Here is a 26106-nt window from a genome sequence, read left to right as displayed (position 1 = left end):
TGGTAGCCCTGCCACTGCACGAGCAACGCTTACGCAGTCGGGGCTTCAATCAATCCTGGCTGTTGGCGCAGGCGCTGGGCCGCCAATTGGGCTTGCCTGCCACCGCCGACGCATTGACCCGTTGGCGCAGCACCGAGCACCAACTGGCCCTGGACCAGCAGGCGCGTCACCTCAATTTACAGGGCGCCTTCATGCCGGCCCCCCTTCTCGGCCGCCAAGTCGCAGGCATGCACATCGCCTTGATTGACGATGTCATGACCACGGGGGCCACCTGCCAAGCCGCCTGCGTGGCCGCCCTAGAAGGCGGCGCTGCCAGTGTCAGCCTCTGGTTGCTGGCCCGCACACCACTGCCCAAGGCGGCAGACTCCAGCGACAATGCCACGCATGTTTCGCATCGTTCTGGTTCAGCCTGAGATCCCGCCGAATACCGGCAACATCATCCGCTTGGCGGCCAATACCGGCTGCAGCTTGCACCTGATCGAGCCCCTGGGCTTCGACATGGATGACAAGCACCTGCGGCGCGCAGGCTTGGATTACCACGAGTACGCGCCCGTGCGCCGCCATGCCAGTTGGGAGGCTTTTTTGGCGGCAGAGCAGCCTGACGCTTCGCGGATGTTTGCCTTCACCACCAAAGGCAGCCGACTGCTGGGTGAGATGCGCTGGCAAGCGGGCGACACGCTGGTCTTCGGGCAAGAGACAGCAGGTCTGCCGCCGGCACTGCGCGATCAATTTCCGACCACGCAAAGGGTGCGCCTGCCCATGCGCGAAGGTCAGCGCAGCCTGAACCTCAGCAATGCCGTGGCCGTGGCGGTGTTTGACGCCTGGCGCCAATGTGGTTGGGAAGGCGGCGCGTGAGCACCTGCCTGAGCTAAACGCCCTCTGAGCGGGCCTCTCGCTGCATCAACTGCCCGACAGCCGCTCGCGGGCTTAACCGACCCGTCAAGACATCCTGCACAGCAAAGGTCAACGGCATCTCGACCTTCAAGCGCTGCGCCGTGGCGACCACGGTGGCGGCACTGTAAACGCCTTCAGCCACGTGGCCCAAAGTGGCCAAGGTATCGGCCAAGCTGCGGCCCTGCGCCAGCAACAACCCCACGCGCCGATTGCGTGAGAGATCACCCGTTGCGGTCAGCACCAAGTCGCCCAAACCGGCCAAGCCCATGAAGGTGGCGGGCTGAGCGCCCAAAGCCACGCCCAGGCGAGTCATTTCGGCCAAACCCCGGGTGATCAAGGCGGCACGGGCATTCAAGCCCAGACCGAGGCCATCCGCAATGCCGGTGGCAATGGCCAGCACGTTCTTGACCGCCCCACCCACTTCGACCCCCACCGGGTCGGGCGAGGTGTAGACACGCAAAGAACCGTGATGAAAGGCCTCGACCGCAGCGTCGGCCAAGCCTTGGTCGGGGCTGGCGGCCACCAGAGCGGTGGGCAAACCTTGTGCCACCTCTTGGGCAAAGCTCGGGCCAGACAACACACCCGCAGCCATGCCGGGCTGCACCTGTTCCGCAATCTGGTGCCCGAGCATGCCGCTCGAGGCCTCAAAGCCCTTGCACAACCACAGCACCCGACAGCCCGCATCCAGCTGGGCCAAGGTGCCGCGCAAAGCCGACATGGGGGTGCCGATGATGATCAAGCCACCGCGCCCATGGGCCACGGCCGCAGCGTGATCGGCCGTCACCTGCAAGGCTTCGGGCCACGCTGCCTCAGGCAAATAGCGGGTGTTGCGGCGCGCCGTGCGCATGGCCTCAGCCTGTGCAGCATCTCGCGCCCACAACAGCACTTCATGGCGCTGGGCCGCAGCGACCGCCAACGCGGTGCCCCAGGCGCCGGCGCCCAAAACGGCCACCCGCATGGTCGTCAAACAGCTCAGTTAGCGCCGTTACCGGCTTGAGCCTGCTGCTGGGCTTCAAACATGGCTTGGAAGTTGACTTCAGCCAGCAGAATAGGCGGGAAGCCTGCTCGGGTGCAGACATCCGACACGATGGCGCGCAAGTAGGGGTAAATGGTCTGCGGGCAGACCACGCCCAAGATGGCTTGGACTTGATCGTCAGGGAAGTTGCGGATCTCAAAGATGCCGGCTTGCTTGGCCTCGATCAAGAACATGGTGCGGTCACCGACCTTGGTGGTCACGGTGGCGGTCACCGAGGCTTCAAACACGCCCTCAGCAATGGCTTCAGCTGCCATGCCCAACTGGATGTCCACCTGAGGCTGGGCCTGCTCCAACAAGATTTGCGGCGAATTCGGTTGCTCCAGCGACAAATCCTTCAGGTACATGCGCTGCAACTGAAACACGGGGGACTGATCTTGTTCGGCCATGATGCGTACTCAACGTAAAAATAAAAAGCCCGCGTCCCTCAAGCAACGCGGGCGGCACTTCAGCATTATCACGCAGCGACAGAGCCCCTCTGGCTCCGTGTTCACCCCACATCAAGGGGTGTGAGTCAGGCCTGCAGCAGGGGCAGCAAGCCGCCTTTTTGGTCGAGAGCGATCAGGTCATCGCAGCCGCCCACATGGGTATCACCAATGAAGATTTGCGGCACAGTACGCCGGCCCGTGATGGCGATCATGTGGTCACGCTGTACTGGGTCCAAATCCACACGCACCTCTTGAATAGCCGCCACGCCACGCTGCTGCAGCAGCGCTTTGGCGCGCACGCAGTAAGGGCAGACTTGCGTGGTGTACATCACAACGGCGCTCATGAGGATTCTCTTTCCGTGGGTTGGGCAGGGGCCGGATTGTCAGCCCGGTCACAAGACCCGGCTGCAAGCGCGGGCTTGCTCAGCGAGCGCCCGTCTCTACCGGCAGGCCCGCCTCACGCCAGGCCTTCATGCCACCGGCCAGAGCGTTGACTTTCTCGTAGCCCGCCTTGCGCAGTTGAGCCACGGCGCGCCGTGAGCGCATGCCGCTGGCGCAGACCACGACCAAGGGCAGGTTCTTGTTGCTGGGCAATTCTTTGGCGCCTTCGAGCTTGGCCAGCGGAATGCTGCGCGCACCGGTGATGTGGCCGGCCTCAAACTCAGCCGACTCACACACGTCGATCACCACCGCTTTCTCGCGGTTCATCAGGCGTACAGCCTCATTCGGAGGCACGCCAGCACCGACGCCGCCCACCAACATGGGCCACATCAGCAGGCCCCCAGAAACCAGGGCCACGGCCACGAGCGACCAGTTTTCAAGCAAGAAGGAAAGCATGGGAAGGTGTGTCAGAGCGGAGAAAGGGCGGATTATAGAATTCGGCCCGGCGCCAAGGACCTCGCTTGGCACATCCCCCCTCTTCCACCTGCGACCCTTGGGTCCGCGCTTCCACCATGTACAAGCTTGTTCTGATCCGTCACGGCGAATCCACCTGGAACCTTGAAAACCGCTTCACCGGCTGGACCGATGTCGAACTGACCGAGACCGGCGTCGCCCAAGCCAAAGCCGCTGGCGCCTTGCTCAAGGCTGAAGGCTATGAATTCGATGTGGCCTACACCTCCGTGTTGAAGCGCGCCATCTGGACGCTCTGGCACTGCCTGGACGCCATGGACCGCACCTGGTTGCCGGTGGTCAAGGACTGGCATCTGAACGAGCGCCACTATGGTGCCTTGCAGGGCTTGAATAAAGCCGACATGGCCAAGCAATACGGCGAAGAGCAAGTGCTGGTCTGGCGCCGCAGCTACGACACCCCGCCGCCCGCACTCGAGGCCAGCGACAGCCGCAGCGAGCGGCGCGACCCGCGCTACGCTGCCCTGAACCCCAACGATGTGCCGCTGACCGAGTGCCTGAAAGACACGGTCGCGCGGGTGATCCCCTTCTGGAACGAGACCCTGGCCCCAGCCATCCGCTCGGGCCAGCGTTTGGTGATTGCCGCTCACGGCAACTCGATCCGCGCCTTGGTGAAGTATCTGGACGACATTGGTGATGCCGACATCGTGGGCGTGAACATCCCCAACGGCATTCCCATGGTCTATGAGTTGGACGCCAACCTCAAGCCCATCAAGCGCTACTACCTGGGTGATGCGGAAGCGGCGGCCAAAGCGGCAGCGGCTGTCGCGAGCCAAGGCAAGGCCTAAGGCTTAAGCACGATCCAACACCGCCTGCATCTCTTGCTGCAGGTGGGCGGCCAAGGCGCGGCGGTCTGCATGCGCCGTGGCTTGGGCGGGCAGCACCACCACCTCTACGCTCAGTCCGCGCGCACTGAGCACGCGCCAGACACTGGCCAGCAAGGTGGTGTCGCCAATGAACTGAGCCGCCGTCGCAAAGCGTTCGGTGGGGCTGTAGAAGCGAAGCACGGCGGACTGGATGGGCGCCTCGACCGCAATCGCCGCTTGCAGCAAATTGGCATGTACAGGCAGCATTTGCGGGCCGGGGCCGGTCGTGCCTTCTGGGAAGACGGCCACCGTGCCGCCTTGCTGCAGGGTCTCGGCCACGTGGTGGACCACCCGCATCGCATCGCGCTTGCGCTCCCGCTCGATGAACACCGTGCCAATGCTGCGAGCCAACCAGCCCAGCAAGGGCCAGCGCAGCATGTCGGCCTTGGCCACAAAGCGAGCCTCGGGGCAGGCTGCATGCAAGGCCGGAATATCCAGCCACGAGACATGGTTGGCGATCAACAAGGTGCCATGCCCTCGGGGCTGCCCTTGCACACTAAAGCCCAAACCCGCCACCCGCAGCGTGCCGAGGCTCCAGGCCCGCACATAGTCGGCACGCTGTTGCGCTGACCAAGCCGGGAAGCGCCACGCCACCACCGCCATGCCGGTGAACAAATGCAGAGTGAGGCGCAGGATGCGCCACAGCACACGAGCCAAGTTCAGCACGTTGTCAGCCCTGCCTTGAAACGCTGTTGAAAGCCCAAAGCGCTCATGCGGCCTGATAAGCCACCGAGCCCGCCACCAAGGTGGTGCGGACCTTGCCCGGCAAGGCGGTGCCCGTGACGCTGAAGTCAAACGGCGTGTGCTTGCCCTGGCTGCGCAGGGCGGCCGGCGTGACCTGCCAAATGGCGGCAGGGTCGAACACGCAGACATCCGCCACGCCGCCTTCGGTCAGGCGACCGGCGCTGCTGGCCAGTGAACCCAGCGCGTCGCCCAGCACCCGAACGGGCTCGCAGGTGATGCGCGCCAAAGTCTGCGCCGTGCTCAGGCCCGCGTCTTGGCCCCACTTCAGCGTCATGCTCAACAGCAATTCCAAGCCGGTGGCGCCAGGCTCGGCCTCACCAAAGGGCAAAGTCTTGGCGTCTTCGTCCACCGGGGTGTGGTCTGACACCAGCGCATCCAGCGTGCCGTCGGCCAGGGCCGCCCGCAAGGCATCGCGATCAGCGGCTTGGCGCAGCGGTGGGGTCAGGCGCATGGCCGATTGGAAGAAGCCGATGTCCACATCCGTCAGGTGCAGCGAGTTGATGCTGACGTCAGCGGTGATGGGCAGGCCTTCGGCTTTGGCACGGCGCACCAGCGCCACCCCGGCGGCGCTGGACAGGCGGCAGAGATGAACCCGCGCGCCAGTGATGCGCACCAGCTCCAGAATCGTGTGCAAGGCAATCGTCTCCGCCGCCACCGGCACGCCGGAGAGCCCCAAGCGCGTGGCCACCGAGCCACTCGCCGCCACGCCCTTACCCAGCCACGCATCCTGAGGCCGCAGCCACACGGTGTAGCCATGCGTGGCCGCGTACTGCAGCGCGCGCATCAGCACCACGGTGTCGCGCACCGGGGCTTCGGCTTGAGAAAAGCCCACGCAGCCCGATTCGGTCAGCTCGGCCATCTCGGTCAGGGCTTCACCGGCCAAGCCCTTGGTCAGCGCGCCCAGGGGGAAGAGGCGACACAGGCTGAGCTTGCGGGCCCGGAACTTCAGCATGTCCACCAAGCCCGGCTCGTCCAGCGTCGGGTCGGTGTCGGGCGGGCACACCAAGCTGGTCACTCCACCGGCGGCTGCCGCATTGAGCTCGCTCTCCAACATGCCTTCATGCTCGTGGCCCGGCTCACGCAGGCGGGCGGACAGGTCCACCAAGCCCGGGGCCACCACGCAGCCGCTGGCGTCAATGGTTTGGCTAGGCTTGAAATCGGGCGAGACGCGGCCGATGCTGAGGATGCGCCCGGCGGCGATGGCCACATCGGCCACTTCGTCGCGACCGGTCGCCGGATCGACCACACGGCCGTTCTGGATCAGGATTTTCATGGTCTTGTTCGCTCAAGCTTCGTTGCCGGCAATGATGGACATCACCGCCATGCGCACGGCGATGCCAAACGTCACCTGCGGCAGGATCACGCTGTGGCCACCATCGGCCACGGCCGAGGCAATCTCCACACCCCGGTTGATGGGGCCGGGGTGCATGACGATGGCATCCGGCTTGGCCAGCGCCAACTTGTCGTCGGTCAGGCCGTAGGTTTTGAAGAACTCACCGGCCGAGGGCAGCATGGCGCCGCTCATGCGCTCGTTTTGCAAGCGCAGCATGATGATCACGTCGGCGTCTTTGATGCCTTCGCGCATGTCGTGGCAAACGCGCACGCCCATCTCGCGCAGATCGCCTGGCACCAGCGTCTTGGGTCCGACGGCGCGGATATCCGGCACGCCCAGCGTGGTCAGCGCATGGATGTCCGAGCGGGCCACGCGCGAGTGCACGATGTCGCCCACGATGGCCACGCTGAGCTGGCTGAAGTCCTTCTTGAAGTGCCGGATGGTATACATGTCCAGCAGCCCTTGGGTGGGGTGGGCATGGCGGCCGTCGCCCGCGTTCACCACATGGACATGCGGTGCGCAATGCTGGGCGATCAGATAAGGCGCGCCGCTCTCGGAGTGCCGCACGACAAACATATCGGCGTGCATGGCGCTCAGGTTGGCAATCGTGTCCAGCAGGCTCTCGCCCTTGGCGGCACTGCTCTTGGCAATGTCCAGGTTGATCACGTCGGCGCTCAGGCGCTTGGCGGCAATCTCAAAGGTGGTGCGGGTGCGGGTGCTGTTCTCGAAGAACAGGTTGAACACGCTTTTGCCGCGCAGCAGCGGCACCTTCTTGACCTCACGGTCATTCACCGACAGAAAGGTGCCAGCGGTGTCGAGGATGTGGGTCAGCACGGCCTTGGGCAGGCCCTCGATGGACAGCAGGTGAATCAGCTCGCCGTGGCTGTTGAGTTGGGGGTGTCGTCGGGAGAGCATGGGCTCAGTGCTCCTCGTTAAGGTTGAAAGTCAGCGCGCCACCCTCAGCGCGGCTCAGTGACAGGCGCTGAGCGGCCGGCAATACCACTCGGGCAGCGGCCAAGGCCGCGGCAATCGGCAGCTCTCGCCCACCACGGTCCACCAGCACCGCCAACTGCACGCTGGCGGGGCGGCCGTAGTCATACAGCTCATTGAGCACCGCGCGGATGGTGCGGCCCGTGAACAGCACATCGTCCACCAAGAGGATGTGAGCGCCCTCAATGGCAAAGGGCAAGTGCGTGGCGTCGGTGCCCGAGGCCAGCCCACGCGCGCCAAAGTCATCGCGGTGCAGGGTGCTGCTGATCACGCCGGGCGTGCCGGCCAGGCCCAGGTCCGCCTGCAGGCGCTCGGCCAGCCAGGCGCCACCCGACCACACGCCCACCAAGACAGTTTCAGGGGTCATCAGCGGCCGCACGCCGCGCAGCAACTCAGCATAGAGGGCTTCGGCGTCCAGGGTTAGGGTACTCATAGTCCAAGCTCTCGGAAAAATTGATCGAGGATCAGCACCGCCGAGGCGGCATCGGCATCTTTGGCCCCCGCAGCCAGCGCCTCGGTGGTGGTGTAGCGCTCATCCACCTCAAACACGGGCAAGCCAAAGCGGCCAGTCAACTGGTTGACGAAGCGGCGGGCGCGGCGGGTATTGTCGTGCTCGGCGCCATCCGGGTGAAAGGGCACACCCACCACCAAGGCATCGGGCTGCCATTCTTTGATCAGGCTGGCAATGGCGGCAAAACGCGCATCACCTTGGGTGGCGATGGTGCGCAAGGCTTGGCCCTGCGCCAAAAAGCGCGAGCCTTGGGCCACGCCCACCCGCAGAGTGCCAAAGTCAAAAGCCAAAAAGGAAGCGGCGGAAGCAGGCACGGGGCGCTTTACAGCGCTCATGCATGCCCCCGGGCGCTGCGCGCCGCCCCCCGAGGGGGCCACTCGCCCTTGAGGCGGCTCTGCGGGCTCATGCATGCCCCACTTCTTGCGAGAGCATGCGCGGGTCGAAGCCCAGCAGGCCCAGGGCGCGTTCGTAGCGTTGGGCGATCGGCGTGTCGAAGATCACCTCAGGGGTGGCTTCGACGGTCAACCAGCCATTGCGGCCGATTTCTTCTTCCAACTGGCCGGCGGACCAGCCGCTGTAGCCCAGGGTCACCAGAACGCGCTTGGGGCCATCGCCTTTGGAGATGGCTTCCAGCACGTCTTTGCTGGTGGTCATGGCCAAGCCACCGGGTACTTGGAGCGTGGACATGAAGGCCGCACCGTCATGAGCCGGGGCGTCATGCAGCACAAAGCCGCGCTCGGTCTGCACCGGGCCGCCGTAGAAGACGGGCTGACTGATTAAGTCTGGGCGCTCCAGCGACAGGTCCACCTTGTCGAACAAGCCTTCCAGCGTGATGTCGGTGGGCTTGTTGATGACCAAGCCCAATGCGCCTTTGTCGCTGTGCTCGCAGAGATAAACCACAGAGCCGCTGAACTGTTCATCGGCCATGCCGGGCATGGCGATCAGAAACTGATTGGTGAGATTGATACCGTCGCTGGACATGGGGCTATTCTAAAGGCTGACCTTCTGCGCCACACTCCCCACCATGTCTTCACCCACTGCTTCCCTGCTGTCTCACGCCTTGGTCTGGCTGCGGCGCGACTTGCGCCTGGAAGACAACGCCGCACTGTTTGCCGCGCTCAAGGCTGCGCGACAGGTGCACTGCTGCTTTGTGTTCGACACGGACATTCTGGCGCCGCTGCCCAAGGCCGACCGGCGTGTCGAGTTCATCCATGCCAGCGTGCTGGCTCTGGACGCCGAGTTGCGCAGCGTGGCTGAGGGCCATGGTACGGCCGAGGCGGGCCTGATCGTGCGCTACGGCTCGGCTGTGGACGAGATCGTGCGGCTGGCGACGGCTCTGGGTGTCCAAGCCGTTTATGCCAGCCACGACGCCGAGCCTGCCGCTTTGGCTCGCGACGCCAGGGTACGCGGTGCGCTGGCCGACAAAGGCATCGTGCTGCACACCGTCAAAGACCATGTGATCTTTGAGCGCGACGAAGTGCTGACGCTGAGCGGCAACCCTTACAGCGTCTTCACGCCTTACAAGAATGCCTGGCTGAAGAAGATCAGCCCGTTCTATCTTTCCGCTTGGCCGGTGGAGCGCTACTTGGAGCGCCTCGCAGCCCTGCCGCCCTCGCTGCGCCAGCCCGTGCCAACGCTGGCCGATCTGGGCTTCGAGCCTGCGGGCCTGGCCCAATTGCGCTTGGGGCTAGGGGCTTCGGGCGGTCACGCCATGCTGGCTGAGTTTCTGGAGCGTATCGACCACTACGGCCAGGGACGCGATTTTCCGGCCATCAAGGCGCCCAGCTACCTGGGCGTGCATCTGCGCTTTGGCACCGTCTCCATCCGCCGCTGCGCGCGTGAGGCCTGGCAACGCACCCAGGCCGGCTCGCGTGGGGCGGAGGTGTGGCTGTCGGAACTGATCTGGCGCGATTTCTATCACCAGATCCTGCACCATCACCCTCGCGTGGTGGGCCATGCCTTCAAGCCCGAGTACGACGCCATCAAGTGGGAGCATGGCAAGCTGGCCGACGCCCGCTTTGCATCCTGGTGCGAGGGCCGCACCGGCTACCCGTTGGTGGATGCGGGCATGCTGCAGTTGCGCAAGACGGGCTATATGCACAACCGGCTGCGCATGGTGACGGCCTGTTTTTTGGTCAAGGACCTGGGGCTAGATTGGCGCCGAGGTGAAGCCTGGTTTGCGCAGCACTTGAACGACTTCGATCTTGCGGCTAACAACGGTGGCTGGCAATGGGCGGCCTCGACCGGCTGTGATGCGCAACCCTATTTCCGCATCTTCAACCCCGTGTCGCAAAGCGAAAAGTTTGACCCGGAGGGCAAGTTCATCAAGCGCTACTTGCCCCAACTCGCCGCCCTGCCCGCCCCGGCCATCCACGCGCCTTGGCGCGCCAAACCGATGGAATTGGTGGAAGCCGGTGTGGTGCTGGGTCAGGATTACCCCGAACCCATCGTCGACCATGACGAGGCGCGCAAACAAACGCTGGAACGATTTGGGGTGGCTAAGGCCAAGACCTAAGGGGCCTGCAGGGCTCGCCCCGACCCAGCCCGAGGTTCAGAAGAACTCGACGTCGCTGTCGCGGTTGTCTTGGGCCACCAAGCCCTCGGACACCAAGGCCGAGTGGCTGCAGACCTGGTCGCGGCCATGATGCTTGGCATGGTAGACCGCCTTGTCCGCTCGCTCCACGGCTGAGCTCGGCGTGTCGCCGGGGCGCAAGTCGGTAAAGCCCACGCTGATGGTGACGTGGTTGACCTGCGGGAATTTGTACTCCCGCACGGCAATGCGGAAACGCTCCATGGCTGCATGGGCATCTTCCTCGGTGGGGCAGCGTAGCAGCACCACAAACTCCTCGCCACCGAAGCGGTAGAGACGGTCACTGTGGCGGAAGCAGCCGCGCATCACCCGCGACAGCAGCAGCAAGACTTCATCACCGATCAGATGGCCAAAGGTATCGTTGACCAGTTTGAAGTGGTCAATGTCCATCACACCCAGCCAATAGCGCACCGGCACTGCCATGCGACGCTCAGGGTCAGCAACGTCCACTTGTTGGGCCGCCTGCATGCCCAAAGCCACCATCTTGTAGAAGGTTTCGTCAAAGCTCTTGCGGTTGAGCAAGCCTGTCAGGGTGTCGCGTTCGCTGTAGTCCAGCAGCGCATGGACATTGCGATAAATGCGCAGTACCCCGTTGACCAGCCGAACCATGTCTTCGTGGAGTGGCTGTTGGGTATGTACCTCCACCACGCCCGATGCACCGGACTCTGCGGGCATCGCAAACAAGGTGATGCTGGGGCTTCCCGCAACACACACTGTATGGTTATTGAGCAGGCATTCCTGCCAAGCAGGCTGTTCACCCAGCGCAGGCAGCGAGCCATTGTCGAAGTAGGTGGTGTCGGCAGTGGCCGTCACATCCGTCGGCGCTAGCCGAGCCCGGGTTTGCCAACGCTCGTCACCCAATTCGCCCACCACTCGGTGGACAGCCACCAATTCCGGAGCCAGTAAGTCGCGCAGTGCCAGCGCCAAGCTGACATCCAAGGTGTCGCGGTCCCGCAGGCCGGTCAACTCGGCCAGTTGATCAATGATTTCGGGCATCTGCGCCAGACTCCGTCAAACCCTTCTCGCCGAGGCCGTGCGCGGCATCCACAAATCCACGCACCAAATTCAGCAGGGCCTGCTCATCATACGGCTTTCCGAGGTATTCGTTAGCGCCCAATGTCATGGCGAGGTCATGGTGCCGCTGAGCGATGCGCGAGGTGATCATCACCACCGGCAGGTCGCGCAAGCGAGCATCAGCGCGCAAATTGCGCAGCAGGTCAAACCCGTCCATGCGCGGCATTTCAATGTCACTGAGCACCACGGCGGGTTTTTCACTGCCCAGCAACTCCAAGGCTTCAAGACCATCTTTGGCCAGTTGCACGCGGTAACCCTCACGCTGTAGCAAGCGCTGGGTGACGCGACGCACCGTGAGCGAGTCGTCCACCACCATCACCAAGGTGGCCAGCGGCATGGCCATTTCGCGCCCTTCGGCCGCGGCGGCTTCCACCGTCATGGCATCAGACTGACGCATGCGATCCCGCGCCTGTGCGCCGTAAATCGCCGCCAAGGCCACCGGGTTGTAGATCAGCACGGTCTGGCCGTCAGGCAGCATGGACAAGCCGGAGAGGGCCGGCAAGCGCGCCAACTGCGGGCCCAAGTTCTTGACCACGACTTCCTGGTTGCCCAAGACTTGACCCACATGCAGGGCGACACGCTGGGAGGCGCTGCGCGCCACGACGATGGAGGCCGTCTTGCCCTCCAGGGCACCACGCCCGCCATGCTCCAGCAGCCCGCCCATCCAGAAGAAGGGCAAGGTGTCTTCGCCAATGCGCATCACGCCATCCCGATAAGCGGCTTCCACCTCTTGCACCGGCGTGCGCATCACCCGCTCGACCAGATTGGATGGCACCGCCACCACCAAGTCATCGCAATTCAGCACCACCACCTGGGTGACGGCCGTGGTCAGCGGCAGCACCAGTTGGAAGGCCGTACCACGGCCTGTCGCGCTGGCGGTGTCGATACGGCCGCCCAAAGAGGTGACCTCGGCGCGCACCACATCCATGCCCACACCGCGACCGGCCAACTCCGTCACCTCTTCGGAGGTGGTGAAGCCCGAGCGGAAGATCATGCCGGCCAATTCAGCCTCGGTCGGCTTGGCTTCGGCGGAGAGCACGCCGGTACGACGCGCACGCTCGGCGATCCGCACCAAGTCCAAACCGGCGCCGTCGTCTCGTACTTCGATTTGCACTTCATTGCCCACCTGGCGCAGGCGCAAGTCGATGGTGCCTACCGCGTCTTTGCCGGTGGCTTCACGCAGCGCGGTCGGCTCGATGCCGTGAACCACTGCATTGCGCAGCAGGTGCTCAAACGCGGGGGCCATGCGGTCCAGCACGCCGCGATCCACCTCAGTGGTGCCACCCGCCAAGTTCAGGCGCACCTGCTTGCCCGTTTCTTTGGCGGCCTGACGCACCACGCGGTAGAGGCGCTCGGAGAGCGTGTCGAACTCCACCATGCGCGCGCGCAGCAAGTCGTCTTGCAGGTCGCGCGCCAGACGCGCCTGTTGCGCCAACTGGTCTTCTGCCACCTGGATAGATTGCTGCAAAGTGCGCTGAACCGTGCCCACGTCGTTGACCGACTCGGCCAACATGCGGGTCAACTCTTGCACCCGCGTGAAGCGGTCCATTTCCAGCGGGTCAAAGGTCTGCTGAGCCGCGCGGGCGGCTTCCATGCGCGAGGCCATTTGGGTCTCGGCTTGGATCTCCAAATCTCGCAACTGGCGACGCAAGCGATCCAAGTTTTCAGTCAGCTCTTTGAGGCCCTGACGCATCTGGCCTAACTCGCTGTCAATGCGGGCTCGCGCTGCACTCACCTCACCCGCATGGCTCACCATGCGGTCCAGCAGCGGCACTCGGACGCGCACTGTCCCCACAGCCGCTGCAGGCTCTGCACGCTGGCCAGCCACAGGTTCGGGGCCGCGCAAGGCCTCTTCGCCCAAGAAGCGGCTCCAATCCGGCGCCGCCTGTGCGGTGGCCAGAACCGGTACGACCTCTGCTGCAGGCGCGGCTGCCGCCTGGGCAGGCTTGGTCGGTTCGTCAACAGCTGCGGCTGCCGGTTCGGCCGACGCAGGCGCAAGTGAAGGCACTGCTTGCACTGAAGGCGGCACCGGTGAAGGAGCGGGGCCAGCCGCGCGTGCTGACAAGGTCTGGAAATGCTCGTCCAGACGGTCTACACCCAGCGCAAGCGCCGAGAGCCCTTCTGCCGATGCGGGCAGGTGGGCCAGCACATGCTCAAAAGAGGACTCCAAGCGGTGCGCCAACTCACCCAAGGCCATGGCGCCCGCCAAGCGAGCCCCTCCCTTGAAGGTGTGCAAGGCGCGCATGGCGGCCAGAGGCGCAGCACGCTCTGCCGGAGCAGCCTCCCAGTGGCGCAACTCCTGCGCCAACACCGGCAGCAGTTCTTCACCTTCCTCGGCAAACACCGGCCACAGCACCGGATCTAGGTCGTCCTGCGACTCCAGAACATCACTCAGTGCGGCCAGGCCACCGGGCTCGGCATGGGCTGAGGTGGGATCCGGCTTGTGCGGCACCAATTCGGTCGGGTCGTCAGTGAGCGCGGCATAGCGCATCTCACCCAGCGCAATTGTCGGCACCACCGGTGCCGCTGCGGGCGCGGCCGCATGCGGCAGCTTGGCCTCATGCGCTTCATGCGCCTCCAAGCGCTGCAACAACTCGGGCGACGCAGCACGCAAAAAGCCTGCCGCAAACTGATGCAACAAGCGTCGGATTTCATCGCCGACGTCGACAAACAGTTGGGCTTCAGCTTCGCTGCCCCGCCCCCGCGTGCGGGAGCGCTGGAGCGCATGCTCCAAGCGTCGCGCCAAGGCCGACAAATCGCTGTAACCCACAGTGGCCGAGTTGCCCGCCAAGGAGTGCGCCAAGGCTTCCGAAGACTCTGGCACCGGCTGATGATGCTCCAAGGACCATTCAGCCAACTCGACGCCCAAGCGGCGAGACTGCTCGTCCGCCTCGTTCAAGAAGACATTGAACAGGCCAATCGGAACCCGCAAATGGCCCACGATCTTGAAGCGATCTGCGTCGTCTTCTGGCAGTGGCGTGTGCGCCTCAGTGTCATCGGGGGGCGGCCTAGGCGCTTCCACCAGCGTCAGGGTGGGCGGCACGTGCACAGGCGGTTGGGCAACAGGCTCGACCAACGCCGTTTGAGCGGCCTCGGGCTCTTCGGCAGCCACCTCAGGCAGAGAAAAGTCCAACTCGAGATCAACGCCCGCGTCGGCAGCCGCCAGCCCCTGAACAGCCTCAGCCTGTGGCTCAGACCGGGGTTCACCCTCCAGAGCCCCTGGCTGGGTGTCGCTGACATGGTCCAAGGCCTGAGGCGCCGTCGTGGGCGCAGGCGGGGGCTCACCGTCATGACTGAGGTCGAGATCCAGCGCCAGCAGTGACGAGGGCAAGACCATGGATGCCGCTGCCGCTGGCGAGGGGCCGACGTCCAGCTCTGCATAGTGGGTGACTTCGTCTTCGGACAGGTCCTCATCAATGGAGCTGGTGAGCACCGGCGGTTGCGGCGCAGCGCGGGCTTCGTCAGACACTTGCCCGGCCGTATCGCGCAGCAGATGGGCCTCGGCAATCAAGGCGGACGCATCCCAGGCGGCTTGCGGCGACAGCGCAATGGCATCGACCCACCCCGACAAGTCGGCCACGGCGCGCGCGGCAAACTCGCGCATCACGGCATCGGCCTCGATCACGGCCTCAGCCAAACGCGCACTCAGCAGTTGCTCATAGGCCCAAGCGGCTTCGCCCAGATCGCCCAAGGCCACCATGCGGGCGCTGCCTTTGAGGGTGTGGAAGGTGCGGCGCAAGGACGTCATGGCGCCCAGGTCTCGGGGCTGCGCCGACAGGGTCTGCAGAGACTCGCCCGCCAGCGCCAACACTTCACGCGCTTCTTCAATGAAGACCTCACGCATGTCGGCGTCGACCAAGGGGGCCGAAACTACCGTGTTGGCCACCGGGGCGCTTTGTGCCGTGGCGATCTGGCCGATGGATTCGCCAATGGAGGCCCGCGCCGCCTCTTTGCCAGCGCCTTCATGGGCATCGGCCAGCGCCTCGTGGGCGCGGGTGACGGCCTGGGCCAGCGCCGGCGCATCAGCTGCCATGGCCTGCTGGGCGACGCCTTCCAGGGAGCGGGCCAAGTCGTCGTGCGTGGTTTGGCCCCACAGGGCCTCCTCCGCCACCGAGGCCAAGCTGGCCTGCAGCGTCGGGTCCACGGCGCCGGAGGCCACAGGCGTGGCCACGGTGGCGCGGCCCATCAAGGCAGTGAAGCTGCCGGTGTCGGCATCAAAGCGGAACAGTGACTTGGCCAACTGCGGCTGCACGGCCAGCATGTCGATCAGGAAAGACAGGCCGCCCAGGTTGTCGGCCAAACGGGCGTCAATGGTGACTTGATGTTCAGGCGAGGCGGCAATGCGGTCGACGTCGTCGCGCATGTGTTGCACAGCCTGTGCCGCATGATCCAAGCCCAGCACCGACAGCACCCCGCGCATGGAGGCCAGCTGACCCGGCACCATGAACAGCGGGTCGCGATCTTGCGGCTGGCGGTGGAAGCGGTCGAGCTGCTGCTCCACCTCGGCCAGTGAGGCGCGCAGCTCTTGAACAACACTGCCCATGGTTTGGCGGTCGGACACCTCACGGTAAAGCGTCTCCATCCACGGCTCAATGGGCGCGGGTTCTTTGCCCGAGGCCACTTGGTCAAGACGCGCTGCCAAACGCTTGACGCGTTGACCCAGCTGCGGCTCATCCAAATCCATTTCGTCCAGCGAGGAGTCCACGCACAGCAGGGCCGTCGCAACCTCCATCGCCACCTCGGGGCGCGGGCCGCCTTGCGGCCGGCTGGGTGAGGCCACGGCAGCGCGCAAAGCCTGAGCCAACTGCTCACCATCGGGATAGAGCTGGCGCACCGACTCGGCCACCAAGGCCGCTTGCTCATTGACCTGCCCTGCAGTGCTGGCGTCGCCAGACGACAGCGCCGACCAAGACTCCCGGAAGGCCGCCACACGCCGTTTGGCCAGCGGCAGCAGCGCGGGGTCAAAGCGCCCCAGCGGGCTCTGGGCGTAATCCAGCTGCGACAACTCCGGCAGTGACAAGGCCTGCCGCACCTGACTCAGGCGCGGTGCGGTACCCTGGCCGTCCGACGCAGCCCGGGCGCAGAAAAAGCGCAGGTCCTGGATCAGCGTGTCGGGGGTGTCGGTCACACCGCGCTCAGAGGCACGGAGCTGGGCCAACAAACGCGAGGCCATGCGACGGCTGAAGTCATCTGCCGCCAAACGCCCGGAGGCTTGCGCTTCAAAAAAGGCCGAGGCCAAGTGCCAGACCTCGGCCAGTCGGCCCTGAGCACCAGCGGCCAAGCTGGCGCACAGATCACTCATGCGCTGCAAGGGCGCCATGCCGTTGCGGCCGCGCAAGCTGGCCAGCAGCTCACGCTCCATGATGGCGCGAGCATCCACGCCCGCCGTCAAGGGGGCTGCGGTAGGCGCTAGCTCAGCAGGCTCTGCGGTGTTGACCACCACCGTGCACAGGTCTGCCGGGTGGGCCCGTTGCACACCCGCCAGCGTCATCACTTGCTGGTACGAGGGAAAGAGGGCCAAGGGGGAGATGTCCTGCCCCGCCAGTTGGCGACGCAGATAGTCCATCACCACATAGCCCGCACGTTCCAGCGTGGCCAGGGCATCGGTGTCGAAGCTGTTGGGCAACTGGGCCAGCCGCTGCACGGCCATTTCATAGCCGTGCACAAAACGCGCGGCGGCCGGCAGGCCGATCATCTCCAGTGCGCCGACCACTTGGTGCAACTGCACCCGGGCCTGCAGCATCAAAGGCGCTTGCCCGTCGGCACCTGGGCTCAGGCTGGCCGCGCGGCTGGTGGACTCGCGCAGCGCGCGACGCAAAGTCTTCTGGGCACCTTCCAGGGTGCGCCGGAGTTCATCATGCACCCAGGCCAGGGCGCTCAGGTCGCCGACTGGCGCCGACGCTTGGCCAGCGGTGCTGGCGGCATCAGGGGTGGTGTGATCCAGGGACATTCAAAACCATCCGCGCGATCAAGCGATCTTGAAACGATCAACCGAGCGACGCAATTCGTCGGCGGTACGAGCCAGCTCATGCACCATTTGCGCGGTCGAGCGGGTACCGTCTCCGGTTTGCTCCGTCACCGCAAAGATGTGCTGGATGTTGGCAGCCACCACGTTAGCAGACTCGGCCTCACGCCGCGCCTCGCTGGAAATCTGCTCAATCAGCTCTGAGAGGCGCCGCGTCACGCGGTCAATGTCGCCCAGCGCGCTGCCAGCCGCATCGCTCAGCTTGGCGTTCTGCACCACCCCTTGCGTGGATTGCTCCATGGCGGCCACCGCGTCTTGGGTGTCGGTCTGAATGGTCTTGACCAGTGCAGCAATCTGCCGGGTCGCATCGCCCGAGCGTTCCGCCAGGCGCTGCACTTCTTCCGCCACCACCGAGAAGCCTCGGCCGGCTTCACCGGCAGACGCGGCCTGAATGGCGGCGTTCAGCGCCAGCACGTTGGTCTGCTCAGTAATGTCTGAAATCAGCTCGGTGATTTCGCCAATCTCTTGCGAGGACTCGCCCAGGCGCTTGATGCGCTTGGCGGTTTCTTGGATGTGCTCGCGCAACTGGTTCATGCCATCGATGGTATCGCTCACCGCCTTGCGGCCTGTGTCCGACACTGCCAAGGATTGCCGCGCCACCTGCGCTGTTTGCTGGGCTTGGGCCGACACCTCGTTGATTCGCGAGGCCATCTTCAGCACTGACTCACCGGTTTCCAGAATCTCACGCAGTTGTTCAGAGGATGCCGCCAGCAGCTCGGTGGACGTCGCTTCCACCTGCGTTGTGGTGTCGGTCACCCGCGCCACCGCGTTCTGCACCTGGGCCACCAGGGTTCGCAGCTCTTCCACGGTGTAGTTCACCGAGTCGGCAATCGCGCCCGTGATGTCCTCGGTCACCGTGGCTTGGTGGGTCAAATCGCCTTCGGCCACGGTCTGCAACTCGTTCATCAAGCGCAAAATCGCAGCCTGGTTGGCGTCATTGACGCGCTTGGCGTCACGCTCTTGGGCCTCGGCCTTGTTGGCCACCTCCTCCGCTTGACGGGCACGCAAGGCCTGGTTGAAGACATACAGCCTCAACAAGCCCAAGCCGCCGGCGACTGCCAAGACTGCAGCCAACAGCAGCGCCACACCCCGCAACACGCCTAGGCCGCTGGCCGACTGCAGGTCTTCCTGCACCTGCTCTAGGCCTTTGCGCAGCGGTTCGCTGTCGGCCACGATGCCGGACTGGGCTTCACGTGCAGCGGCCAAGCCCTGCAAGCTACCCAAGATGGTGCTGGCCTGCTTGCGAGTCTGCTCGTACAAGGTAGAGAGCTGCTCCAGCCGCTCGCGGGTGGCGGCGTCACGGGTGCCCGGCAGGCGCAAGTCGGCATTGCCCTTGAGCAGGCCGTCGGTGATCTCCCGGAAGGTGTTCAAGTCTTTGCCCAACAAGAACACCGCCTCGGGGCTCACGCCTTCCAGGGTCAGGAACTCGTTTGCGCTCTTGCCGATACGCTGGGTCAACATCACCAACTGGCCGACGGCAGACAACTCGGCCGCCGACGCGCCGCTTTGCAGCTTCAGCGAAGACACCGTCTCAGCAACTTCGAGCAAGTCAGACGATTGACGGTTGATCTGGCGCAGCGCCTGACCCACATTGGTCAGGGTGTCCTGTTGGCTGAGCACGTCGGCCGAGCGCTTCTCAGCACGCTCCAGCATGGGCAGCAAACCCGTGAGCGCATCACGCGCGCTGCCAGAAATAGAGGCAATGCCATCACCGCCCGCATCCAGGCCCTTGATGTTGCGCACCAGCACCGAGCTGCTGTCTTTGACTTCCGGGAAGGCCGCGGGGTTGCCCACCAAGGCCTGAGACACCGACTTGGCCAAGCGTTGTGACTGCATCAAGGCTTGGCCGGTGGCCGTCAATTGGCCTGCTTGCTGGCTGCTGGCAGAAAGCGCCATAGCGCCAATCGCCACCACCCCCACTACACCCGCCACCACCAAGGCCAGCAGCACTCGTTGGTGCTGGGCCACGGGCCGGTGTCCCAGCAAAGGCAAGGTCACTGCGTCATCCAAGGCGCCGCTCGCCGTCGCTGCTGCTGCAGCAGCAGCGGCACCCGGTTTGGCTGTGGCCGCATCCAACTCTTCGTCGGTGACAAAGCGCGAGACGATCATGTCGCTCTCTGCCAAGTCAGAATCGCCCTGCTCGGTCGCATGACCCAGACGCTCGTCGATTTGGCTCAGCAGGAGGTCTACCTCGGGATCAGCTCCGTCTGGCTTCAGGGCTGTTGGCAGCGGTGCAGCGGCTTTGGAGCCGGCATCGGCCTGGGGACGCTGGGCGCCTCGGAATCGGTCAATCAGACTCATGTCATCCTCTTACTGCTTGATCGTGGACGCCTGGGGCCGGTGAGCCACGTCCAAGAAGGCGGGGTCGTTGGCCATCTGGGCCAGGTCCAAGGCCTGCCACAGCCGGCCTTGGGCATCGCGCCAGCCTGCCGACACAAAGCCGGGACGGGGAGCGTCGCTGTGCTCCACCGTCATGTGCTCGGGATCGCGCAAGCCCACCAATCGGTCGACCCGCAGTGCGGCATTCAAATTCAAGGAGGCATTCAGGGCCACCAACTGACCTTGAGTGGGGCCTGGATTCCTCCCCCCCTCTTGCAAACCCAAAAACAGGGGCAAATCCACGACGGCATACAGTTCGCCCCGCAAATTCGCGACGCCAGCCAACCAAGGCTTGGCATGGGGCACGGCGGTGATGCGGCCCACGGGGTGGATTTCACCCGCCTGGGCCAGCGGCATCAGCAAACCATTGCCGCCGCACTCCACCGCCAACCAGCCCACCTGGCGCGGTTGCTCACGGGCTTCGCGCAGCCGGTTGGCCAAGCGAACTTGCAGGTCTCTGAGAGCGTCCTTATTGGCCATGGTGCGGAACAGTCGGGTTCAAAGTTGAAGCGTCAGCCCAGCGCATTGATTTTGGAGACCAAATCTTCGGCCTGGACAGGCTTGACCACATAGTCCCGTGCACCTTGACGCAAGCCCCAGACGCGGTCGGTCTCTTGAGACTTGCTGGTGCACATGATCACCGGCACATCGGCGTAGCGCGGGTCCCGGGTGATAGAGCGCGTCAGCTGAAAACCATTCTTGCCAGGCATCACCACGTCCATCAGGATCAGGTCCGGCTTGGCCTCAGACAACAAACGCATGGCTTCATCGCCAGTCTCGGCCGTGCGCACAGCATAGCCATGCTGAGTGAGCAGGCCACTGAGGTAATGCAACTCGGTCTTGGAATCGTCAACCAACAGGATGTTGCGGATGGTCATGGCTAAATCCTCGGAGATACCGGGGGTATCGCGAAATACAGGGAATCAAACAAGCCCAAGGGCCTACGGCTCAAGCAGCCACAGCGCCAAACTGGGTCACCACGCGCAGCAACTGTTCCTTGGTAAAGGGCTTGGTGAGGTAATCGTCCGAGCCCACCATGCGGCCGCGCGCCTTGTCAAACACGCCGTCTTTGGAGGACAGCATGATGACGGGCACCTGGGCAAAGCGCGGGTTGCGCTTGATGATGGCGCAGGTTTGATAGCCGTCGAGGCGCGGCATCAGGATGTCGCAAAAAATCAGTTGCGGCTGATGATCGTTGACCTTGGCCAGGGCATCAAAGCCATCGTCAGCCAAGATCACTTCATGGCCAGCCTGGCGCAAGAAGATCTCCGCGCTGCGGCGGATGGTGTTGCTGTCGTCGATCACCAGCACCCGAATAGGGGACGAGAGATCCGAAGGATGGGGTTCACTCACTTCAACCTTCCCAACGGTGGCGGTGCATCGTGTTTTGTTTTAATGGGGTTTGAAAGCAGGCTTGGGGCTAGATTTCAACCATTTCGAAGTCTTCCTTGCGGGCGCCGCACTCAGGGCAGGTCCAATTCATAGGCACATCCGCCCAGGCCGTACCCGCTGCTATGCCATGCTCGGGGTCGCCCGCAGCCTCGTCGTAGATCCATCCACAAATCAGGCACATCCAGGTTCGAGATTCGCTCACGGTCGGTTTCACCAGGTCACTACAATCGTCGTTGATTGTAGCCACGGCCCAGGGCGCACTGCCAAGGGTTTATAGGAACAGATGCTACAAACTACGACTGCTTAGCCCGTTCCGGCCGGCTCATTGCCTCGACTCGACGACACCTTCCTCCAACCGGCCCTTCTCTCATGACCACAGCCCCCATCCCCAGCGCCGATGGCGCCCAGGAGCTGATCCAAGATCAAGCACCGCCCGCCTGCGTGATGAGCTTCAATGCCAGCGACCCGTCTGGCGCGAGCGGCCTGAGCGGTGACATCTCCACCATCTCTGCCATGGGCGCCCACCCCTTGCCGGTGGTCACCAGTGTTTTGATGCGCGACACCGCCGAGGTCTTTGACCAGCATGTCATCGACGCCGACGCCATCGTCGAGCAAGCCCGCAGCGTCTTGGAGGACGTGACGGCCTCGGGCTTCAAGGTGGGTTTCTTGGGCTCGGCTGAGAACGTCAGCGCCGTGGCCGAGGTGTTGTCGGACTATGCCGAGCTGCCCCTGGTGTCTTACCTGCCCAATCTTTCTTGGATGGAAGACGATGAGCAGCAGAGCTATCTGGACGCCTTCAGAGAACTGATCTTGCCCGCCAGCGCCGTGCTGGTCGGTAACCACAAGACCCTGACCGACTTTCTGCTGCCCGACTGGGACGCTGACCGCCCGGCCTCGCCGCGCGAGCTGGCGGTGGCCGCCGCCGAACACGGCGCGCCCTTTGTGCTGGTGACCGGCGTGATGCTGCCCAATAAGTCGGTCAACAAAGGCCAGAACCAGTTCATCGACAACGTGCTGGCCTCGGCCCAAGGCGCTTTGACGGGCGAAAAATTCGAGCTGTTCGAGGTCAGCTTCATCGGTGCGGGCGACACCTTGTCGTCGGCCCTGGCCTCGCTGCTGGCCGTCGGCAGTGAGCTACAAGCCGCTGTGGGCGAAGCCCTGCAGTTCTTGGACCAAAGCCTGGACGCCGGCTTCAGGCCCGGCATGGGCAATGTGGTGCCCGATCGCTTTTTCTGGGCCCTGCCACCGGAGGACGAAGAGCTGATGCTCGGCCCCGATGGCCTGCCCTTGCCTGATGACGATGCCGCCCCCGAAGGCGGTGAACTTGCCAATCTTCCCCCTGGAGGCCCTCGCCGTGTCCACTAATGTGCAGTTGTTTGAGCGGGCACAGCAGTCCATCCCTGGCGGCGTTAATTCGCCCGTGCGTGCGTTCCGTGCCGTCGGCGGCACCCCCCGCTTTATCGCGCGGGCCGAAGGCCCCTATATGTGGGATGCCGAGGGCCAGCGTTACATCGACTACATCGGCTCCTGGGGCCCGATGATCCTGGGCCACGGCCACCCCGCCGTGTTGGAGGCGGTGCAGGCCGCCGCCCGCGAAGGCTTCAGCTTTGGCGCCCCCACCGAGCGCGAGGTCGAGCTGGCCGAGGCCATCATCGCCCAAGTCCCCAGCATCGAGCAGGTGCGCTTGGTCAGCTCCGGCACCGAAGCCGGCATGACCGCCATCCGCCTGGCGCGTGGCGCCACTGGCCGCAGCAAGATCATCAAGTTTGAAGGCTGCTATCACGGCCATGCCGACGCCCTGCTGGTCAAGGCGGGTTCGGGCCTGGCCACCTTCGGCCACCCCACCAGCGCAGGTGTGCCGCCTGAAGTGGTGCAGCACACCCTGGTGCTCGAGTACAACAATATTGAGCAGATCGAAGCCGCCTTCCAAACCCAGGGCAGCGAGATTGCCTGCGTGATGATCGAGCCCATCGCGGGCAATATGAACTTTGTGCGCGCCAGTGTGCCCTTTGTGAAACGCATCCGCGAGTTGTGCGATCAGTACGGTGCGCTCTTCGTCTTCGACGAGGTGATGACCGGCTTCCGCGTGGCGTTGGGCTCGGCCCAGAGCGTTTACGCGCGCGCCCTGCCCGGCTTTGCGCCGGACATCTCGGTCTTCGGCAAAGTCATCGGCGGCGGCATGCCGCTGGCGGCCTTTGGCAGCTCACGCAAGATCATGCAGAACCTGGCGCCACTGGGCGGTGTCTACCAAGCTGGCACTTTGTCGGGCAACCCCGTGGCCACAGCCTGTGGCTTGGCCACGCTGCGCGAGATCACCAAGCCTGGCTTTTTTGAAGGCCTGTCCGCCAAGACCCAAACCCTGCGTCAAGGCTTGGACGCTGCCGCCAAAGACGCCGGCGTGGCCTGGAGCAGTGATAGCGAAGGCGGCATGTTCGGCTTCTTCTTCACCGACAGCCTGCCGCAGAACTACGCCACCGTGATGGCCACCGACAAAGAACGCTTCAACCGCTTTTTCCACGCCATGCTGGATCGCGGGGTCTACTTGGCCCCCGCCCTGTATGAAGCTGGCTTTGTTTCGGCCGCCCACAGCGACGCTGACATTGCAGCCACCTTGGCCGCTGCGCGCGAGTCTTTTGCCAGCCTGTGAGCACGCTCAAGTCCAGGCCTGACCGGGTTCACCGGTCAGGCGGATCGGCCTTTTTTGATGACCCCCATGTCTGACCTCAAGCTTGTCGATTTCCAAGGCCAAGAGGCCCTGCGCCTGCGCGCACCCGATGGCTCCACCGCGATTGTTCTGCTGCATGGCGGGCACTTGGTGTCGTGGGTGCCGCTGGGCCAAGGTGAGCAGCTTTACCTCTCGCCCACCGCCCGCTATGGCGCCGGAGCCTCGGTGCGGGGCGGCATGCCGGTGATCTTTCCGCAGTTCAATGAGCGCGGCCCCTTGCCGCGCCATGGCTTGGTCCGCACACGGGCTTGGACGCCCGTGGAGTCGGTGGTGCGCGGTGGCCATGCCTTGGGCGTGCTGCGCTTTGACAGCACCGAAGAAACCTTGGCCATCTGGCCGCAGCCCTTCTCGCTGGAGCTGACTTTCTCAGTGGTCGCCAACACGCTGGAGATTGAGCTGGCGGTGACCAACACGGGCGACACCCCGCTGGATTTCACTGCGGCCTTGCACACCTATTTGCGCTGCAATGACGTGCTCAAGGCCCAGTTGGAAGGCCTGCAAACCTGCCACTACGAAGATTGCCTCAAGGGTGAGTTTCACCAGCAGTGGGGTGATGTGGTGAGCGTGATCGGCCCCATCGACCGCATCTACCGCCACCAGGGCCAGCCCTTGGTGCTGCGCGAGCTGGGTCGTCGTGTCGATCTGCAACTCAGTGGCTTTGAAGACGTGGTGGTCTGGAACCCCGGCGCTGAAGGCGCGGCCGCACTGTCGGACATGCCTGATGCTGATTGGACGCAGATGTTGTGCGTTGAAGCCGCCTGTGTGCGCGAGCCCGTCACCGTGATGCCCGGCGACGAATGGGTGGGCATGCAGACCCTGAGCTGCTGAACGTTTTTGCAGGGACACCATGCACATTCATATCCTCGGAATCTGCGGCACCTTCATGGGCGGCCTGGCCGCTCTGGCCCGCGAAGCCGGCCACCGTGTGACCGGCTGCGATGCCAACGTCTACCCACCGATGAGCGATCAGCTCAGAGCCTTGGGCATTGACCTCATCGAGGGCTACGGGGCTGAGCAGACCGCGCTGCAGCCAGACCTCTACGTCATTGGCAATGTGGTCACACGGGGCAACCCGCTGATGGAAGCCGTGCTCAATGCCGGTCTGCCTTACATCAGCGGCCCGCAGTGGCTGGCCGAGCATGTGCTGCAAGGCCGCCATGTCTTGGCGGTGGCGGGCACGCATGGCAAGACCACGACCACCTCCATGCTGGCCTGGATCTTGGAACACGCGGGCCTGAAGCCGGGCTTCCTTGTAGGCGGCGTGCCGCAGAACTTCCAGGTGTCGGCCCGCTTGGGCGAAGGCTCAAGCTTTGTGATTGAGGCCGACGAGTACGACACCGCGTTTTTCGACAAGCGCTCCAAGTTTGTGCACTACCGCCCGCGCACGGCGATCCTGAACAACCTGGAGTTCGACCACGCCGACATCTTTGCCGACCTGGCCGCCATCGAAACCCAGTTCCACCATTTGGTGCGCGCCGTGCCCGCCCAAGGCCGCTTGGTGGTCAACGCGCGTGAAGAGAGTTTGCAGCGCGTGCTGCAACGCGGCTGCTGGAGCGAAGTGGTGCGCTTTGGCGCCCGCAAAGAAGAGCCCGGCACCCTGCGCGCCCGCGGTGAGCCGCATGCCTTTGACGTGCTGCGCGGCGCCATGAAGATTGCCCGCGTGGAATGGGAGATGCTGGGCGAACACAACCAACTCAATGCCCTGGCAGCCATCGCAGCGGCCGAGCATGTGGGCGTCAGCCCAGAGCAAAGCGCCGCCGCTTTGGCCACATTCCAGAACGTGCGCCGCCGCCTTGAGCAGCGCGGTGAGGCCGGTGGCGTCACCGTCTACGACGACTTTGCCCACCACCCCACCGCCATCCGCACCACCGTCAACGGCCTGCGCCGTAAAGTGGGCCATGCCCGCATCCTGGCGGTGTTTGAGCCGCGCTCCAACACCATGAAGCTGGGCCAAATGAAGGCCCAACTACCGTGGTCTTTGGAAGAGGCGGACCTGGCGTTTTGCCACAGCGCCAACCTGGGCTGGGACGCCGCCCAAGCCCTCAGCCCCATGGGGCCACAGGCCGTGGTTTGCGACACGCTGGACAAACTCATCGCCGCCGTCGTCAAGGCCGCCCGACCTGGCGACCATGTGCTGTGCATGAGCAATGGCGGCTTTGGCGGCATCCACGACAAGCTGCTGGCTGCCTTGGCTCACACCCCCACCTAAGCAA

25 protein-coding genes are annotated in these 26106 nt (G+C 64.3%); 8 read left to right on the top strand and 17 right to left on the bottom strand.

The window, feature by feature from the left end; all coding sequences use genetic code 11:
- Together ACIQ3Q_RS10825 and trmL are read left to right on the top strand one after the other, a co-directional pair.
- Nucleotides 1-413 (top strand): ComF family protein (locus tag ACIQ3Q_RS10825; RefSeq protein ID WP_396269085.1); only part of this gene is annotated, 413 nt, incomplete at its 5' end.
- Complete coding sequence (gene trmL / locus ACIQ3Q_RS10820) at nt 385-855, top strand: tRNA (uridine(34)/cytosine(34)/5-carboxymethylaminomethyluridine(34)-2'-O)-methyltransferase TrmL (RefSeq protein ID WP_396269084.1); 471 nt, start codon at nt 385-387, stop codon at nt 853-855. The genes ACIQ3Q_RS10825 and trmL, both read left to right, overlap by 29 nt.
- Nucleotides 856-868: 13 nt before the next feature.
- Here the strand turns inward: trmL and ACIQ3Q_RS10815 are convergent, their stop codons facing one another.
- The 4 genes from ACIQ3Q_RS10815 to ACIQ3Q_RS10800 all read right to left on the bottom strand — a co-directional run bounded on the left by ACIQ3Q_RS10815 (nt 869) and on the right by ACIQ3Q_RS10800 (nt 3192).
- Nucleotides 869-1852, bottom strand: a complete 984-nt coding sequence (locus ACIQ3Q_RS10815) for an NAD(P)H-dependent glycerol-3-phosphate dehydrogenase (protein WP_396269083.1) — start codon at nt 1850-1852, stop codon at nt 869-871.
- A gap of 14 nt (nt 1853-1866) precedes the next feature.
- Nucleotides 1867-2316: a protein-export chaperone SecB gene (secB, locus tag ACIQ3Q_RS10810; protein ID WP_396269082.1), complete on the bottom strand. Its 450-nt coding sequence runs from the start codon at nt 2314-2316 to the stop codon at nt 1867-1869.
- Between the two features lie 125 nt (nt 2317-2441).
- Nucleotides 2442-2699: a glutaredoxin 3 gene (gene grxC, locus ACIQ3Q_RS10805; protein WP_396269081.1), complete on the bottom strand. Its 258-nt coding sequence runs from the start codon at nt 2697-2699 to the stop codon at nt 2442-2444.
- Nucleotides 2700-2778: 79 nt separating this feature from the next.
- Nucleotides 2779-3192 carry a rhodanese-like domain-containing protein gene (locus ACIQ3Q_RS10800; RefSeq protein ID WP_396269080.1) on the bottom strand — a complete coding sequence of 138 codons (414 nt, stop codon included), beginning with the start codon at nt 3190-3192 and terminating at the stop codon, nt 2779-2781.
- 116 nt (nt 3193-3308) lie between these two features.
- Here ACIQ3Q_RS10800 and gpmA point away from each other — a divergent pair, with 116 nt between their 5' ends.
- Nucleotides 3309-4052: a 2,3-diphosphoglycerate-dependent phosphoglycerate mutase gene (gene gpmA / locus ACIQ3Q_RS10795; protein WP_396269079.1), complete on the top strand. Its 744-nt coding sequence runs from the start codon at nt 3309-3311 to the stop codon at nt 4050-4052.
- A 3-nt stretch (nt 4053-4055) separates the two neighbouring features.
- On the opposite strand, the gene ACIQ3Q_RS10790 is transcribed toward gpmA, so the two are convergent.
- The 6 genes from ACIQ3Q_RS10790 to ACIQ3Q_RS10765 all read right to left on the bottom strand — a co-directional run bounded on the left by ACIQ3Q_RS10790 (nt 4056) and on the right by ACIQ3Q_RS10765 (nt 8689).
- Nucleotides 4056-4796, bottom strand: a complete 741-nt coding sequence (locus ACIQ3Q_RS10790) for a lysophospholipid acyltransferase family protein (protein WP_396269078.1) — start codon at nt 4794-4796, stop codon at nt 4056-4058.
- Nucleotides 4797-4839: 43 nt separating this feature from the next.
- A complete protein-coding gene (locus tag ACIQ3Q_RS10785; RefSeq protein WP_396269077.1) occupies nt 4840-6147 on the bottom strand; it encodes a dihydroorotase in 1308 nt (435 codons plus the stop codon).
- Between the two features lie 12 nt (nt 6148-6159).
- Complete coding sequence (locus tag ACIQ3Q_RS10780) at nt 6160-7122, bottom strand: aspartate carbamoyltransferase catalytic subunit (RefSeq protein ID WP_396269076.1); 963 nt, start codon at nt 7120-7122, stop codon at nt 6160-6162.
- 4 nt (nt 7123-7126) lie between these two features.
- Nucleotides 7127-7630, bottom strand: a complete 504-nt coding sequence (gene pyrR, locus ACIQ3Q_RS10775) for a bifunctional pyr operon transcriptional regulator/uracil phosphoribosyltransferase PyrR (RefSeq protein ID WP_396269075.1) — start codon at nt 7628-7630, stop codon at nt 7127-7129.
- A complete protein-coding gene (ruvX, locus tag ACIQ3Q_RS10770) occupies nt 7627-8043 on the bottom strand; it encodes a Holliday junction resolvase RuvX (RefSeq protein WP_396269074.1) in 417 nt (138 codons plus the stop codon). Before ruvX ends, pyrR begins: the two co-directional genes overlap by 4 nt.
- 67 nt (nt 8044-8110) lie before the next feature.
- Complete coding sequence (locus ACIQ3Q_RS10765; protein WP_396269073.1) at nt 8111-8689, bottom strand: YqgE/AlgH family protein; 579 nt, start codon at nt 8687-8689, stop codon at nt 8111-8113.
- Between the two features lie 43 nt (nt 8690-8732).
- On the opposite strand from ACIQ3Q_RS10765, the gene ACIQ3Q_RS10760 reads away from it, so the two are divergent.
- Complete coding sequence (locus ACIQ3Q_RS10760) at nt 8733-10223, top strand: cryptochrome/photolyase family protein (protein ID WP_396269072.1); 1491 nt, start codon at nt 8733-8735, stop codon at nt 10221-10223.
- Nucleotides 10224-10259: 36 nt separating this feature from the next.
- On the opposite strand, the gene ACIQ3Q_RS10755 is transcribed toward ACIQ3Q_RS10760, so the two are convergent.
- From ACIQ3Q_RS10755 to ACIQ3Q_RS10725, 7 genes are all read right to left on the bottom strand, one after another.
- Nucleotides 10260-11294 carry a GGDEF domain-containing protein gene (locus ACIQ3Q_RS10755; protein WP_396269071.1) on the bottom strand — a complete coding sequence of 345 codons (1035 nt, stop codon included), beginning with the start codon at nt 11292-11294 and terminating at the stop codon, nt 10260-10262.
- Nucleotides 11278-17322 (bottom strand): Hpt domain-containing protein, encoded by a 6045-nt coding sequence (locus ACIQ3Q_RS10750; RefSeq protein ID WP_396269070.1) that lies wholly within the window; start codon nt 17320-17322, stop codon nt 11278-11280. The genes ACIQ3Q_RS10755 and ACIQ3Q_RS10750 overlap by 17 nt, the downstream gene beginning before the upstream one ends.
- Before the next feature lie 18 nt (nt 17323-17340).
- On the bottom strand, nt 17341-19506 hold the full coding sequence (locus ACIQ3Q_RS10745; RefSeq protein ID WP_396269087.1) for a methyl-accepting chemotaxis protein: 2166 nt from the start codon (nt 19504-19506) through the stop codon (nt 17341-17343).
- A gap of 201 nt (nt 19507-19707) precedes the next feature.
- A complete protein-coding gene (locus ACIQ3Q_RS10740) occupies nt 19708-20256 on the bottom strand; it encodes a chemotaxis protein CheW (RefSeq protein ID WP_396269068.1) in 549 nt (182 codons plus the stop codon).
- A gap of 32 nt (nt 20257-20288) precedes the next feature.
- Entirely contained in the window at nt 20289-20654 is a 366-nt protein-coding gene (locus ACIQ3Q_RS10735; protein WP_396269067.1) for a PleD family two-component system response regulator, read from the bottom strand.
- A gap of 70 nt (nt 20655-20724) precedes the next feature.
- A complete protein-coding gene (locus ACIQ3Q_RS10730) occupies nt 20725-21129 on the bottom strand; it encodes a PleD family two-component system response regulator (protein WP_396269066.1) in 405 nt (134 codons plus the stop codon).
- Nucleotides 21130-21196: 67 nt separating this feature from the next.
- A complete protein-coding gene (locus tag ACIQ3Q_RS10725) occupies nt 21197-21349 on the bottom strand; it encodes a rubredoxin (protein WP_081467630.1) in 153 nt (50 codons plus the stop codon).
- A 188-nt stretch (nt 21350-21537) separates the two neighbouring features.
- On the opposite strand from ACIQ3Q_RS10725, the gene ACIQ3Q_RS10720 reads away from it, so the two are divergent.
- The 4 genes from ACIQ3Q_RS10720 (at nt 21538) to mpl (ending at nt 26102) form a co-directional block, all read left to right on the top strand.
- Nucleotides 21538-22533, top strand: coding sequence for a hydroxymethylpyrimidine/phosphomethylpyrimidine kinase (locus tag ACIQ3Q_RS10720; protein WP_396269065.1), 996 nt, complete (start codon nt 21538-21540; stop codon nt 22531-22533).
- Nucleotides 22523-23815, top strand: coding sequence for a glutamate-1-semialdehyde 2,1-aminomutase (hemL, locus tag ACIQ3Q_RS10715; RefSeq protein WP_396269064.1), 1293 nt, complete (start codon nt 22523-22525; stop codon nt 23813-23815). The genes ACIQ3Q_RS10720 and hemL overlap by 11 nt, the downstream gene beginning before the upstream one ends.
- 66 nt (nt 23816-23881) lie before the next feature.
- Nucleotides 23882-24721: a D-hexose-6-phosphate mutarotase gene (locus ACIQ3Q_RS10710; protein WP_396269063.1), complete on the top strand. Its 840-nt coding sequence runs from the start codon at nt 23882-23884 to the stop codon at nt 24719-24721.
- 19 nt (nt 24722-24740) lie between these two features.
- Complete coding sequence (mpl, locus tag ACIQ3Q_RS10705) at nt 24741-26102, top strand: UDP-N-acetylmuramate:L-alanyl-gamma-D-glutamyl-meso-diaminopimelate ligase (protein ID WP_396269062.1); 1362 nt, start codon at nt 24741-24743, stop codon at nt 26100-26102.
- The last annotated feature ends 4 nt before the right edge of the window (nt 26103-26106 follow it).

This window comes from Ideonella sp. (assembly GCF_044358605.1).
Classification (GTDB): Bacteria; Pseudomonadota; Gammaproteobacteria; order Burkholderiales; family Burkholderiaceae_C; genus Ideonella.
This window is presented reverse-complemented; position numbering and strand designations above follow the sequence as displayed.